Origin of the sequence: Microbacterium hydrothermale (assembly GCF_004854025.1) — a bacterium.
GTDB classification, from domain to species: Bacteria; Actinomycetota; Actinomycetes; order Actinomycetales; family Microbacteriaceae; genus Microbacterium; species Microbacterium hydrothermale.
In genome coordinates, this window is sequence record NZ_STGM01000011.1 from 56,315 (window position 1) to 70,955 (window position 14,641).

Genomic DNA, 14,641 nt, shown 5'->3' on the forward strand with positions numbered 1-14,641 from the left:
CCTCGCGCGATCTGATCGCGCGGGGCCCTTTCAATTCATCTTGTGCGCACAAGTCATGTGTTCAGCAGTAGGGACAGGACCCCGCCGCCGGAATCTCCACAAAATGCTCGTTGCAAGTAGTCGGTGGGCGAGACGCGGGTCTGCTTTGCTGCACGGGGTTGCCCTGCACCTCGAAACCAAGCTGGACCAGTCGACCTGCCGCCCCGCCCTTGCCCCCGCTGATCTCTTTGCTGGAAACGGGAACGCCGTGTTGACGCTCGTACGCCGCAGCGAAGATCGCCTTCGAGTCGTAGAGGAAGCCGTTGACGACGAGGAAGTACTCGCGCGCCACGCCAAAGCCGAAACGCTCGAGGAACGCATCACGACCGAGCCGATCGAATTCGGATACCGCCCAGTGCACGGCGGCTCTGTCGGTCAGGTCAGAGTAGGAAACCATGTCGCGAGTATGCCCCGAGCCACCGACATTCGTGATCGGCGAACAGCAATGGAGCCAGCGACTTCCTCTGCAGTGGACCCTCGATCGGCCCCTCTCGAAGCGGGCCAACAACACGCACATGAAAGGGCACTCGAGGTACATGGAGGTTCAACTTCCGCCACCGCCGGGCACGTGTAAGAGTCGGCAGCATGGCACGACTTGAACGACAAAATGCTCTCGCCTCCGCACTTGAATTGCTCGGCCTCAAACTCGGTGGGACATCACCAGCCCCCCGCTTCCCAGGGCTTCCGGAGCCCGCCGCGTCGTGGGCGATTGCGAACTATAAGCAGCTTGGTGGAGTGCTCGAAGCACCCATCCTTCGACCCTTGGGCTGGGATATTCAGGCGACGAGTGGACTCATCGTCGAGCTCGACGAAGAACAACACTTCAACAGGTACCGAGCAGAGACACTTCGAGCGGAGTGGAGTGCCCATCTGCCATGGCGAGCGGATTACCTGCGCCAGTGCGCCGAGTATGAGCCTGTTGCCCTGAAGCGTCACTCAGGGGGCGGATTCTGGACGAACACGGGATCAGCCGCGCAATTCGGTTCAGCTGGGTACCGCGGTGTTCTCGATGGAGAAGGATCACCGCGCTGGAAGCAGCGAGCCTTGTACGACTCGATGCGAGATTCCCTCGCAGCAACGAAAGCGGTGTCGCTCGCTCGCCTATCCGTACACGATCGACTCGGATCTGTTCGCCTGGGCGACGCGCTCCGCGACACAGCTCTCCTCGACTTGCAGAAGCTGCGCGACCTCCTCGTCAGGCGGACCGCGAACCCCTCATTCTCTGATTGATGTCAAAGCGTCTGCGCGGTCCAGTTCGCCCGCCGGTGGCATTGCCGACTACCTCCTTCCCCGCTGGGAGTGAGACGAGCAAGGTGCCGAAGTCGAAGATGTCAACTAGTCATCGGCCCACAGGACCGACGCGCACGGCGCTCAAACCGCCTGTGGCTGCACACAACTGCCAGTGGCAGGAGCGCCGCGCGTGACCAGTTCGCGCGGCGCTCCCTATGCGACGGACCGGTAGCGCTGCACCATCGCGCCCGATCGGAACTCACTTCGCTCGACCGGCTCGAGCTTCAGGTCGACCCCCTCAAGGAGGCGCGGACCGCGTCCGGCGACCACCGGGTGCACGACGAACGTGAACTCGTCAATGAGCCCCTGCGCCGCGAGCGTCACCGGAAGCTTCACGCCGCCGAGTGAGATTCCCCTCCCCGGCTGCTCCTTGAGCCGCCGGACCGCCTCGACCACGTCGCCGCTGACCAGCTCAGCGTTCCAGTCGACGGCGTCCAGAGTCGCGGATACCACGACCTTCCGCATCGGATCCATCACCTCCGCGAACGCCACCTCGCTGGCATCCATCCAGTCGGGCCACTCCCCCGAATCCGGTCGGCGCCACGCACCCTCCATCAGCTCGTACGTGACTCGCCCGTAGAGGAGCGTGTCGGAGCGGCGCAGCTCGTCGGTCCAGAACGCCATGGACTCGGCATCCGGCGGGAGACCCTCTTCGTGCGAGCAGCAACCGTCGAGGGTGACGTTGATCGCGTAACGCAACGGCTGAGCCATACTGGATCCTCTCGACGAGACGCGCGCCCTCGCACGTCTGCCTTCATCGTCCCCGCACCAATAGCGTCCGTCCAGCGTTCCTCTGCTGAGATCCACCGCCTATTCACGCGGAGCGATAGCCTTCGCCAGCCGAGCCATCTCGGCCTCGAGATCGTCGATGCCTCCGGCGAGGCTCACCGCATGCACGTGAACGTCGACTTGCGCCGAGGGGATGCGAATGACCTGAGAGCCCACGTCACCTGAGACGTAGATGAGGTGCGCGGTTCGCACGTTCAGAGCAAGCGCGTAAGCGACCATCTGGTAGATGTCACCGCTAGGCGGACCACCGCTCCCATCAGTGAGCACCTTGTACTTCGTGTCGGCCACGCTCGTCGGCACATCGGTCTCGACGACCATGTCCGGACGAAGAGCAACCACGCGCTCCGTGTCGAGCCACCATCTTCTGTCCTGCGGGGTAACCCGAAGACCCTTCGGCTCCAGGAGCGCACGCAAACGTTCCGCGACGAACGATTCGAACACGGTGGCCATGTTCAGCAGAAATGTCCCGCCCCGTCGGACGCCTTCACGGTGCGTCCACGACACCGCCTCGAGAATCAGCCGGGCGAGCATGAGAGCGGGCCCGAGGTGCTCGGTCAATCTGGTGATCACGACAGTCGGCAGTGGCATCCCGCGAGGCACCAGACCGGTCTCAAGGAAATCCATCTCGAGCTGCGTTCGGACCGACTCGACGCCACGCGGGAGATCTACGGCTCGAAGCACACGAATGGCGGTGTGCAGGATGCGATTGGCCGGCACATCCTCACTGAAATGGTCGTAGTCGATCTCGAGAGGGAGTGGCAGCCCCGGGCGGACGGCTAGCTGTCGCGACACATCCCACCGACCCCGAATGACGGAAGCGGACTCGTGCGTCTCTTCGTAACCCTTCACCAGACCTCGACGCGTGGCGCGTTGCACCTCTAAAAGGAATGCACGGGCGAGAGCCGCGGGGAAGGCTCGCTCCCCGTCGTGATCCACGAGGTGTTGTCCGACGCTGATGTGTCGATACCCTGCCGACGCCATGTAGACGAGGTTCTGCAATGGCGTCTTGGGCACGACGTGCAGCACCGTTTCACCCACCACCGCGGTTCCCACCCGCGTCACGTCGGAGACGCGCCAAAGTCCGGACTGCGTTGTCGGGCTCACACGACAAAACCGCATCTCCTGCAATTCCATCGCCTCGCCGAGCGTGAGCTTGACGAGGCTCTCACCCTTTTCAGTGATGAAGGCGCGTGGACGTGATTCGCTCACCTATCCGATGACTCCTGGCTGTCACTTTCCTGCTCGCGTGGGCGCGCCGCCGGGGGAGTGACCTTTTCCAGCAGAACTTCCAACGAGAACGTCGCATGAACATCGACAGCACTTCCGAGATGACGCTCCTCGAGCAGCGGCATCAAGTTCTCCGTCCAAATCGCATCAAGAGCCTGCCGACTCAGATCCTCGGTGCGCAGCAAATGACTGGGGCCGATGCGGTCCTCCCGGTCGCGAATGCGCGAATTGAGCTCGGCGTAGAGGGCAGAGATATCGACGGTCTGCGGGTGCGCAGCCGTCCACCGATCCAGGATGCCGGCCACCGGCGGAACGTCGGGATGGAGCTCGAAGAACGAGAAACGCCGACGCATCGCCGAGTCCAGGAGCGCAATCGAACGATCAGCCGTGTTCATCGTGCCGATGATCACGACGTTCGGTGGCAGCGAGAATGTATCTCCGCCGTCCGTCCCCGACCCGGCGTAGAGCAAATCGATCGGTTCGTCCCGGTACTCGAGGAGGTAGTAAAGCTCGCCGAAGACCTTCGAAAGGTTCGCACGATTGATCTCATCGATCATCAGGACGTGCGTCACATCGGGATCTCGCCGAGCTGCATCTGAGATGCGGCGCAAAGGCCCCTGGGTCAGTTCGAAGACGAGCTGACCGTCCTTCTCGCGCGGGCGGTACCCCGCGAAGAAGTCTTCGTATGTGTATGAGGGATGGAACTGAATTCGTCGAGCCGCATCGGGTTTGGTGGTGAGTGCCTCCGTGATCGCCTTCGCGACGAAGGTCTTACCGGTTCCCGGCGGGCCATAGAGGATGATCTGGCCCCGCCGGTACAGGGCATCGATGACGCGAGCGATCCAACCCTCGTCGAGCTTGAGGCGCTCGCTCAACGCTGCGGTGTCGATGTCGGCTGGGCGGAAGCCGCGTGGGTCGGTTTCGACCCGGTCCTCTTCATCGGTCGGTGCCACGACCACGTGATGCGGCTCGTCCACGAGTTGCGGCACATCCAGCCACTGCTCCCGCAGTGGCGTCCGATAGAAATCGATCGGCTTCTGCTTCTTCACCTGAAGAGCAATGGCGATGCGCTGAAGGTCCGCATCGGCGTCGGAGGAGAAGCTCCCCCCGATCTCGCCGATGAATGCTTCTCGGACGCGCCGACGGTGATCAGCTGAAACGATGGGGCCGAAGAAGCCAGGATGGACGAGATAGAGCAACGACCACCGCTGGGTCGGGAAACCGTCGCCGTCCAGCGCCAAGACGAAATCCCGCCAGCGGAGCGGATCTGCCAGCGTCGACTCTTGATCATCGGCGTCGAGCTCGACCCACGCTTTCGCCAGATTGATGATGATCGTGACCGCGTGATTGACATTGGTGAGCATGCCGGATCCGGGGTGAAATGACCCACCGCCGAACGCCTCATCGAAAAGCGTTGGGATCGACACCTTGTGCTGCATGAGCGCGAGAACCGCCTCGACTTTCGCCGTTTTCTTGGCGTGGCCGATGGCAGTTGAGATGGGGAGGATCTGTAGCGCCACCACCTCGGCCATCAGCAATTTGACATCATCGCTCTCGTCAGCGAGCTGTAGCGCGACGTTCTCGACGAAGTTCTTGCCCTCGACCTTTTCGCTCGTCGTCCACACCGTGTGCAGGCGCTGAACCGTCTGCAACGACCACACCTCGCGGCCCGGACTGAAGACGGATTCGCCGGCCTGCAGCGACCTTTCTACCCACACGCGCGCAGCCTCGAGCAGCTTGCGCTGAGCATTGTCGGTCGACACCCACGTCGTCGGGAGGGCCGCGGCGACCGCCGACTGCAACTCAATGCGCCCTGCTGCGTATCGTCGCGTCGCCTCCGCGTGCAACTCGTCGCCCGCGAACTCACGAAGCGCCTGTCTGCCGGCGTCAGTGATCGCCCACTGCCCCGACCCATCGGGATGCTTGCGTAGCCACCCAGCAGCAGCGAGGTCCGCGCTGGACCAGCGCCAGTCGCTCTCCCCGCGGGGACGACCCTTGCGCACGAGCTCGGCCTCGTGATCAGAGAACGGGACTCGCTGCTGTGTTGCAGCCCACACCTCGTTGAGAGGCAGGAATTGCTCGCCTACGGTGTTCTCGTCGAGATATTCCAGCGATGCTCGGGCGCGAGCCGCTCGACGGACGTTCTGATCTGCGGCCACGCTGCTCCTCTGCCTGAACGACGAACGGTCCCGTTCATCGTGGGCGGTATCCCCCGCCTCACCTTGTCACGTGAGTGCCGGATCACGCGAGCACAGACCAACCGGCGCAACTCGGCCAGCGCCCACTTCGCCATCGAACTCGCCCGGGCTGCCGTCACCGAAGTCGGTGCCAACCGCGTCGACATCCACATGTTCTCGCTCACAGAACGAGGACGTCTGGTAGAGCAACGCTAAAGCCCGCGCCACCCACACGGTCCCCATCAGACGCCCCGCCCCGCACCGCCCAGTCTTCCTCAGCGTGCCAAGAGGTCGGTGCTGATCAAATCGAAGAGCACGTGCGCCACGTCCCGCACCTCGTGATGCTCCGCTGAGCCTCAGGCGCGTGTGCATACTCGACGTCATCGTCGCCACCGGAATGCGGTCTGTGTCCGCCGAGACAAACAGACTTCGAACTGATGCCACTGATGCAGGCTCCTCGTGCGAGCACCAATCGGTGGCCCGGCTGACACACCCCCGCGCGCCTCCTAAAATTGCTGTAACGATTGGATCCACCTTGACCCTCGCCGAGACCTTCGCTCGCCCACTTCTTGGCACGGCGGGCAGCGTGTCCGAGTCTGAACTTGAGCTCGCAGCCCAGTTCGACCGCCTACACCAGCTCCTCTATACGAAAGGCGGCGTCCGGCCTACGAACGCCGCGATCGAGGAGGTTGGAAAGCTGCTTTTCCTCCGCCTCGTCGCAGTGCGTGAAGGGGACCATGGCTCGACGAGTCTGGCCGCGCGCCTCTTCCAGGGCGGCATAGAAGGCGAGCCGCTGGTAGCCGCCGCTAAGAGGGCTTTCACCGACGCCCTAAGCCGCAGCGAGTTTCACGTTCGCGATGCGGAGGGAGGCGGCCACCCCCTATGGCCACTGGACGAGCCGTTTCGGTTGATGAACGCCGAGGTGCTACAGGAGGCCGTTTCCATCGTAGACGTCGTGGTAAGCGGTGACTCGCGAGTCGGGGACCCGATGGGAACCGCTTTCGACGCCTTCCTCAGCGGCCGATACGATCACGCGGGGGGTTTGGGCACCTTCCTGACGCCAAGCGGAGTCGCGCGAATGATGGCGGAGGTTGCGTTTTCGATTGCGGACCCCACGGACAAATGGGACGGTCATTCCCCGGTTGTTCTTGACCCCTTCTGTGGCACTGGACGCTTCCTCGTTGCGGCGTTCGACGTGGCGTCCGCCAGAACGCCCGACGACTCAGAAGCACTGAGACAACTGCTCGAGAACGGTCTTGTCGGCGCTGACCAATCAGCGACTGCTGTGGCGAAGACCGCACTCAACCTGATGCTTTACGGCGCTCAGCACCCACGCGCCTGGGCGGTACGCGACTCGATGACCGACCCCCACCTTGACCGGGTAGAGGGATCATTCAGGCTGATCCTCACTAATCCCCCGTTCGGTGGAGGGAAATACACTGACTCGGAAGGCATCGTCCGCACGCGTCGACTCCTGCCGGTTCGAGGCAACGCGATCGACCCTGCACTAGCCGGTTTGGCCCGCTGCCTAGATCTTTTGGCGGACGGGGGCGTTCTGGGAATCGTGCTGCCGGACGGGCTTTTATCTGGCTCTACATTTACGGACTTCCTGACGCGGCCCGATTTCTCCGTCGTCGCCTCGATCAGCCTTCCGACGCCAACGTTCGCTCTGAGCGGCACGGTGGCGAAAACCAGCGCGGTCTTCATTCAGAGATCAACGCGTCGCGCCCACACGGTGCTTGCTCGAGTGGATCACGTCGGATTCTTGAAGCAAGCGGGAAAGGCGGTCGCCGATCCCGCGGGTAGCGAATTGGAGGCTGTCTCTAAGTCAATCTGTGCCACATTCAGCCGCCCCCTTCTTGGGCCCGCGGTCCACACACTGCTGAGAGCACCACTCGTAGCGTCCGTGCCGAGCGATGGGCTGGCTAGCGTTGACCCGAGCCGGCTGGATCCCGCGGCCATTGAGGGTCGCGCGAGCCTACTTGCCGAGGGCGGAATGGAGCTCGGCGAAATTCTTCGCGCGGCCCCCAGATTGAGGAGACGAATCCGTGAACGTGAGCCCTTCGTCTCTATTCTTCATGTCGACCAACTTGGTACCGTGAGCTGGAACGAGACCTTGGACTACAACCCCACTACTCCGGGTCAGTGGGCGTCAGCCGGGGACGTCCTCGTTTCGCTACTGAACCCTTCCAAGCTGCGTGCGGCAGTCATCGCAGAAGACTATCCGACCGTCATGTGTAGCGCCGAGTTCGGTGTGTTCAAACCCTCCATTGATCCGTACGCTCTGCTAGCTCTTCTGTACGAACCGCGAGTTCAGGCTCAATTGCGCCCTCTCGGGACCGGAACTTCAAGCTCACGGCGACGCATTGGGCCCGAGGACGTGCTCGCTCTTATCGTTCCGCAGAAGACGCCGTCGGAGATAGCCGAAATCGGTGAGCGTTCGCGTCGCGAAGTACGGAACATCGAGTCCTCTCGGCTGCGGCTTACCGCACTCCGGCGTTCGCTCTAGATCAGCTGCACTCCTGCCGCACGTCGGCATCGGTCTCAATCTCAGATATGACGACCAGGTCATTGCTATCACACGGGTCGAGGACTCCCGGAAAGAGCGCGCCCAGATCTTTCGTTCCTAGCACGACGTCCGCCGTGCCGGTAAGACGAGTAGGACGAGCGCCCTTTCCATCGTACTGGCGCGCCCTTGTCCTTCCAGCGATGGGAAGTACACGCTGAGGTAATGGAAGGTGCCAATCGACGCTAGGACGATTGCGGTCAGCAAGGCTTAGGCGCGCGTCGAATATGAGTACGTCCGCAAAATCTAGATTCCCAAGCGTGTTCACAACGACGTCATCGTCGTAACCGACCGGTGGGTGCAACTGAAAGTTATATGTGCGCCCCGAGCGCGAGGCCAGAAACGTTTCAAAAAGGGACCGCCAGTCCCGATCCTGCTGAGCGTCAATACACCAAGCCCGGATGCGGATAGGGGCGGGATCTGCAACCCCGTGCGGCCGGTCGACCAGCAGATAGAACATCAGCGGAACGCCGAGGTACTCATCGCCCGCTGTTTGCAGGTTTCGCCCCCGGCGGCGCTCGTCGTCGTCCAACGATCCCAGGTTGTGGTTCCATCTCGGTCGGTCGACGCCTGAGATGTTGGCGGCGCTTTTGACCTCGCTGCCGTCCGCTAGGTCGTCGCCCTTGCCGCGGAAACCCTGACCGGGCTCACCAAGAACAATTGACGCCACGAATTGTGCGATGTAGCCCGTATCGACCTGCGCGGATTGTCCGGTCAACGCTGCCCAGCGCTGCAACATCACATGCTGGTGGCCAAACAGGTCGACGAACAAGTCCTCCAGGAGCACGACACGCTGCTCGTAGGAGAGGGACGACAAGATTTCCCTACGTACCCGAATCCCCTGGATGATGGCCTGATTTACCGCATTCTGCATCTGCCACTCCCCCGTCGCAGTATCGGCACCCTCTGAGGAAAGTATCCAGGATCAATCTGCGATAGCAAACTCGCGGCGAGCTTTGGCACTGGGAAAACCAGTGCCGCTGCGTCGTACAGCCGACGAGTCCTTTGCTGCGAACGCTTTGAGTTCCTCCTCGCATCGTGGGGCGGATGGTGCATACACCCGTGCTCACACTGCGCAAACCGGTGCTTGTGCGCGAAACTGCGACCGCTTCATTTGCGAAGACCCCGCCTACGGTGCCGCCACATCGCACGAGGGACGTGCTGAGGTGGTCGCGGCTCACCAAGCTTTCACCGCGGGGTGGTGGAGGACGGCGCTCCATCACAGTCGCGACCGAGGATCGCAAACTCACTCAGAAATCGCATGAGCCGACGAGGACGCAACATGGGTAGGGCAACGAACGGCGAGTCCGACCGATGTCGGACAAACCGTCGAGAACGGTTCTCAGTAATCACTCATCGCGCGACATAGTCACACACAATGGTGGGCCAAGTTAGCCGCACAACGGCCCCGCGGACAACTCCGGGAGCATCATCGGCTCGGCCGGAATCTGCGCTGCGTACGCCACGACAATGAGGACGGCGGCGATCGTGAGCAGCCATCCCTGGGCTCCTTCCCACCTGGCACAACGCGACCCGTAGAGGCCCTTCAGTGTTCTTCTCTCCCCGGGCCCGCGCGCCTCATTTACATTGCCCATGAGAGCGTCCTCAGCAGCGCGTGCATCACATATCCGCGCCAAGCCCCCGAACAGCGCCCCTAGAACGTACAGTAATCGTGTCCGTCGACACGATACGACGTTTCGCCACGATCAGAACCAACTCGTCCACACGGGGTGAGTAACACTCATAATCGGCCTCGCCATGCGGCAGCACATCATGTCGGCCTCCCGCTCAATCGGGCCCACTGACTCGGGTCCCGCTCAGCGCCGGGTTGTTGCCGGGCCGCTGCGCGGCAGGACGCTCCAGCCGAGACAGAGCGTCCACAGGCGCCGCTCCTCGTCTGCCCACCATCCGGCACCCTCGCCAGCCCCTCCCCCGTCACAATCGGAATCCACAAGCACTCGCCTGCCGCCCTCACAACATCCAATCTGAGTCAGCCGCGACCGGAATCTCGGCACACGTCACCATGCTGTCCTTCAGAGTCAAAACGAGCTCTGTGAGAATGTCGAACCACGCCGCTTGATCTCCGCGCGCGTCGCCGGCGTTAATGACGGTGTTGCCCGGTGCGAGGCGGAACCGGTGGTGAGCGTCAGGACCGCAGCATCCGGTCCGGAGAGGCGCTGGCGACGCTTCCGCGTCAATCTCAAACAAGACACCGATTAGCTGAGGATCCCACGTCGGCGGGTAGCATCATTCGCGCGGCGAGTCGAATGAGGTCGTTCATCTCCATCGCGGACATGTGCCGATCGAGGAGGACGTGATCGAGCAGAGCAGGCCCGTCGAGGGTCAGGGCGCCGTGGTCGAGACGATAGCGCTCGATCGCCCAGCTTGCAGAAGGCGCTGATCGACGTGCAGTGGGGGCGGCGCTGACGAGCGGTACGCATCCAGCCTGTGCCTCTCAACGCCCGTTGACTGTGACGTGAACGCGGACACGATCGTCCTCGTCCATGAACCTCTAGGAGCAAGGCTCACCTCAGGTAACCGACCCGAGGGCGAAACGTTCGTCCGCTACCTGCGATCCAAGTCGTCCCGACGAGGAGACTACTCCCACGCTGGCCTCAATGTTCGAGTCGGGTGGACCTCGCGGACACCTCACCCGCGAAATGAATATCTCAAAAAGCAGCTAAAGGGTAAACAATCACATCCCCGGCGCCATATCCGCGAACCGCGAATAATGCCCCTGGAACGCGACGGTAATGGTGTCGGTCGGCCCGTTACGGTGCTTCGCCACGATCAGGTCGGCCTCGCCCGCGCGCGGCGAGTCCTTCTCGTACGCCGCCTCGCGGTGCAGCAGCACCACCATGTCGGCATCCTGCTCGATCGAGCCCGACTCACGCAGATCGGAGAGGGCCGGCTTCTTGTCGGCGCGCTGCTCGGCGCCACGGTTCAGCTGCGACAGGGCGATGACGGGAACCTGCAGCTCCTTCGCCATCAGCTTGAGCGCGCGCGAGAACTCACTGACCTCCTGCTGACGCGACTCGACGCGCTTACCGCTGGTGAGCAGCTGCAGGTAATCGATGACGACCATCTTGAGCCCCTCGCGCTGCTTCAGGCGACGGCACTTCGCGCGGATCTCGACGAGCGTCATGTTGGGGCTGTCGTCGATGTAGAGGGGGGCGTCGTTGATGCGGCCGCGGGTGGCGGCGACGGTGGTCCAGTCGCGGGAGTCGAGGGTTCCCTTTCGCATGCTCTGCAGGGGGATGGCTCCCTCGGCGCTGAGCAGGCGCATCGCGATCTCGCTGCGCCCCATCTCGAGCGAGAAGAAGATGCACGGGGCGTTCGACTTGATCGCGGCGGCGCGGGCGAAGTCGAGCGCGAGCGTCGACTTACCCATGGCGGGGCGGGCGGCGAGCACGATCATCTGGCCCGGGTGCAGACCGTTGGTGAGCTGGTCGAGACCGGCGAAGCCGGTGGGGATGCCCGTCATCGACCCGTCGCGACCGCGAGCGGCCTCGATCTCGTCGACCGCGGCATCCACCGCCACCGTCAGGGGGATGTAGTCCTCGGCGCTGTCGTCGCCCGAGACGTTGTAGATCTCGGCCTGCGCGCTGTTCACGAGCTCGACCGGGTCGCCCTCGCCGGCGTAGCCCATCTGCACGATGCGCGTGCCGGCCTCGACGAGGCGGCGCAGCATGGCGCGCTCCGACACGATCGACGCGTAGTAGCCGGCGTTGGCGGCCGTCGGCACGATCGAGGTGAGCGTGTGCAGGTAGTCCGCTCCCCCGGCGCGCTGCAGCTCACCGGTCTTGATGAGCTCGTCGGTCACGGCGACGACGTCGGTCGGCTCGCCGTGCGAGTAGAGCGTGAGGATCGCCTCGAAGATCAGCTCGTGCTTGGGCACGTAGAAGTCCGGACCGCGCAGGGTTTCGATCACATCGGCGACGGCGTCTTTCGACAGCAGCATGCCGCCCAGCGCACTCTGCTCGGCCAGCATGTCGTGCGGCGGCGTGCGCTCGGGGCGGGGTGCTTTTCCGAGACGGTCTTCGGCGATGTCAGCGATGGCCACGTGCTCTCCTTCAGTGCTCGGACGCCCCGTCACCGCCTCACGCGCGCGCGTGAGGAGACCGGAAACGCTGCGGGTGGGACGACCTCGCCAGCATGAAATCACCGACATCCGACATCGACGCGCGTCGGTGGTGAAGGGGATGCCCGAGGGGCTGCACCCACGCTAGATACCACGGTCTCCACATGCAAACAGACCTGTGGATAACTCTGTGGAGAGTTTGCGGGAAACGCCGCCACGTCTGTGCACAACTACTGTGGAGAACTCGGTGGATGGATACGAATTTGGCGCCTGAAACCACTCCTGACCGGCTGTAAATCTCTCCACAGCTTTCCTGCGTAAAACCTGCGTGAACTTCGGCTTGAAGGTTGTGCGCTAGGGCGTCCACATGTGTACAACCCGGGGGATAACTCGCCGAATCCCTACCGATCCGAGACCCCCGCTGTCAAATCTTTTTTCCCATCCGGCGTGTCGGCGGTCACCTGGCCGTCACCTTTCGACTACTGGGATTTCACCCATACCCTTTCGATCCCTCGGATGCAGGCGTACCGTGGCCCGCGCAGAATCGCTGACGATTCTTTTGGGGGGTGCATCGATGGATGCCATGGCGGGACGAAGGGTGTCGCACGCGCTGCGACTGCTCATCGTCGGCGCCTGCGCGGCATTCGCTCTCGCGCTCCTCTCTCTCATCCTGTCGGTGACGTCGGCCTCGGCCGACGACGGCGGAGGATCGGGTCTGCTCGGCGGGATCGCCTCGACCGTCGACGACGCGACCGACACGGTCGCCGACGTCGCCCGCCCGGTCACCGAGGCCGTCGAGCCCGTCGCCGATCACGTGGCCGACACCGCGGCATCCGTCACCGACACCGTCTCAGAAGTGCTGCCCGAGCCCGTCGCGGCCCCGGTGACCGAGATCGCCGACACGGTGACCGACACCGTCGCCGACACGGCGGGCACCGTCTCCGACACCGCGGGCGACGTGACCGGCGGAGCGCTCGACACGGTCGACACCGTCGTCGAAGACACGACGCAGGGAGTGTCTGACGTCGTCGACTCCGGCGTGGTCGGCACGATCGTCGAACCCATCGTCGACACCGTCGAGACGCTGCCCGTGGTCGGACCCATCGTCGGCGACACGGGCCTCGGCGAGGTCGTCACCGACGTGGGCGACACCGTCGACGGCACGGTTCCGGTGATCGTCGGCGAGCTGCCCTCGGTCGACCCCGTCGCCCCGATCACCCCCGTCGTCCCGACCACCCCGATGCCCATCGAGCCGGTCGACCTCGGCGGAATCGTCGCGGCCCCGGCCGCGACCCCCACGACCGACACCACGCCCCCGCCGGCGGTGAGCGCACCGTCGACGGCTTCCCCGGCCGCCCCCAGCGATGCGCTCACCGCGCAGGCCCGCGCGACCGCCGCGTTCTTCACCGCCGCCGCGCACTCCGCACCCTCGACGCAGGTCGCCGCCGCCCCGGCATCGCCCGCGGCTCCCGCCGACGCTCCCGCGCCTCTCGCCGCGCAGAGCGTGTCGGGCGTCCCGGCCTCGTCGACGGCATCCGGAAGCTCCTCCGCCGGCTCCTCCCCCGTCGCAACGCCCGCCGACGCCGCCTTCGGCGCCGGGCTGCTGCTTCTCGCTCTCCGCCACGACGTCGACGACGATCTGCCGGGGAGCCCCGTCTTCGCCACCGACGTCTCTCCTGACTGAGGACGGTCGCGCCGTGCCCCGCACGGCACACGACCCCGCGCGTTCGCGCACCCTCATTCACACACAGGAGAAACACTCATGCGCAAGTTCTACTCGCGTGCCCTGCTGGGCGCGCTCGTCGGGGGCGGCCTGGCCGTCCTCGGATGCGGCATCGCCAATGCCGCGGAGACCTCGGGAGCAGACGGTCTGCTCTCGGGAGACCAGGCCGGCATCTCGGTCGACCTGCCCGTGACCGTCGGCGGCAACGCCGTGTCGCTCATCGGCGACAGCCACAGCGAGGATGCCGACACCTCGGCCCCCGCACCGGATGCCGCCCCGGTGACCACCACCGACGGTGGCGACGGAGTGGCCTCGGGCAACCAGGGGATCATCTCGATCGACGTGCCCGTCACCGTCGGCGGAAACGCCGTCTCGGTGATCGGCGACAGCCACAGCGAGGATGCCGACACCTCGGCCCCCGCGCCGGCCCCGGAGCCCGCTCCCGAGCCGGAGACGGCTCCCGAGCAGCCCCCGCTGCACGTCATGCCGGTCTACACCGACGAGGTGCCCGCGCCGGCGGACTCCGCGACCACTGACGGCACCGACAGTGTCGCGGGTGGCAACCAGGTCGTCGCGCCGGTCGAGGTTCCCGTCACCATCGGCGGAAACGCCGTCTCCGTGATCGGCGACAGCCACACCGAGGACGCCACCACCACCGGCGGCACCACCGGCACCAGCAACGGCTCCACCGGCGACGTCGAAACCGACGGCACCGACAGCCTCCTCGGCGGCAACCAGGCCATCATCCC

10 protein-coding genes are annotated in these 14,641 nt (G+C 64.3%); 4 read left to right on the forward strand and 6 right to left on the reverse strand.

Annotated elements, in window-relative coordinates; all coding sequences use genetic code 11:
* Window positions 1-61: 61 nt before the first annotated feature.
* Window positions 62-436 (reverse strand): ScoMcrA-related endonuclease, encoded by a 375-nt coding sequence (locus FB047_RS16165; protein WP_205823093.1) that lies wholly within the window; start codon window positions 434-436, stop codon window positions 62-64.
* A gap of 188 nt (window positions 437-624) precedes the next feature.
* Here FB047_RS16165 and FB047_RS17455 point away from each other — a divergent pair, with 188 nt between their 5' ends.
* The gene (locus FB047_RS17455) at window positions 625-1,269 is read left to right on the forward strand and encodes a DUF7255 family protein (protein ID WP_420812661.1); all 645 of its coding nucleotides are present in this window, start codon (window positions 625-627) and stop codon (window positions 1,267-1,269) included.
* Between the two features lie 213 nt (window positions 1,270-1,482).
* Here FB047_RS17455 and FB047_RS16170 read toward each other — a convergent pair whose 3' ends face one another.
* From FB047_RS16170 to FB047_RS16180, 3 genes are all read right to left on the reverse strand, one after another.
* On the reverse strand, window positions 1,483-2,040 hold the full coding sequence (locus FB047_RS16170) for a dihydrofolate reductase family protein (RefSeq protein WP_136588235.1): 558 nt from the start codon (window positions 2,038-2,040) through the stop codon (window positions 1,483-1,485).
* 99 nt (window positions 2,041-2,139) lie between these two features.
* Window positions 2,140-3,327 carry an McrC family protein gene (locus FB047_RS16175; protein ID WP_136588236.1) on the reverse strand — a complete coding sequence of 396 codons (1,188 nt, stop codon included), beginning with the start codon at window positions 3,325-3,327 and terminating at the stop codon, window positions 2,140-2,142.
* Complete coding sequence (locus FB047_RS16180; protein WP_136588237.1) at window positions 3,324-5,504, reverse strand: McrB family protein; 2,181 nt, start codon at window positions 5,502-5,504, stop codon at window positions 3,324-3,326. The genes FB047_RS16175 and FB047_RS16180 overlap by 4 nt, the downstream gene beginning before the upstream one ends.
* A 553-nt stretch (window positions 5,505-6,057) precedes the next feature.
* On the opposite strand from FB047_RS16180, the gene FB047_RS16185 reads away from it, so the two are divergent.
* Complete coding sequence (locus tag FB047_RS16185) at window positions 6,058-8,031, forward strand: N-6 DNA methylase (RefSeq protein WP_167494273.1); 1,974 nt, start codon at window positions 6,058-6,060, stop codon at window positions 8,029-8,031.
* 1 nt (window position 8,032) lies between these two features.
* Here the strand turns inward: FB047_RS16185 and FB047_RS16190 are convergent, their stop codons facing one another.
* Both FB047_RS16190 and dnaB read right to left on the reverse strand, forming a co-directional pair.
* On the reverse strand, window positions 8,033-8,962 hold the full coding sequence (locus tag FB047_RS16190) for a MamI family restriction endonuclease (protein WP_136588239.1): 930 nt from the start codon (window positions 8,960-8,962) through the stop codon (window positions 8,033-8,035).
* A 1,821-nt stretch (window positions 8,963-10,783) separates the two neighbouring features.
* Window positions 10,784-12,151, reverse strand: coding sequence for a replicative DNA helicase (gene dnaB, locus FB047_RS16195; RefSeq protein ID WP_136588240.1), 1,368 nt, complete (start codon window positions 12,149-12,151; stop codon window positions 10,784-10,786).
* Between the two features lie 592 nt (window positions 12,152-12,743).
* On the opposite strand from dnaB, the gene FB047_RS16200 reads away from it, so the two are divergent.
* Both FB047_RS16200 and FB047_RS16205 read left to right on the forward strand, forming a co-directional pair.
* Complete coding sequence (locus FB047_RS16200; RefSeq protein ID WP_136588241.1) at window positions 12,744-13,853, forward strand: hypothetical protein; 1,110 nt, start codon at window positions 12,744-12,746, stop codon at window positions 13,851-13,853.
* A 78-nt stretch (window positions 13,854-13,931) separates the two neighbouring features.
* Window positions 13,932-14,641 (forward strand): chaplin family protein (locus FB047_RS16205; protein WP_136588242.1); only part of this gene is annotated, 710 nt, incomplete at its 3' end.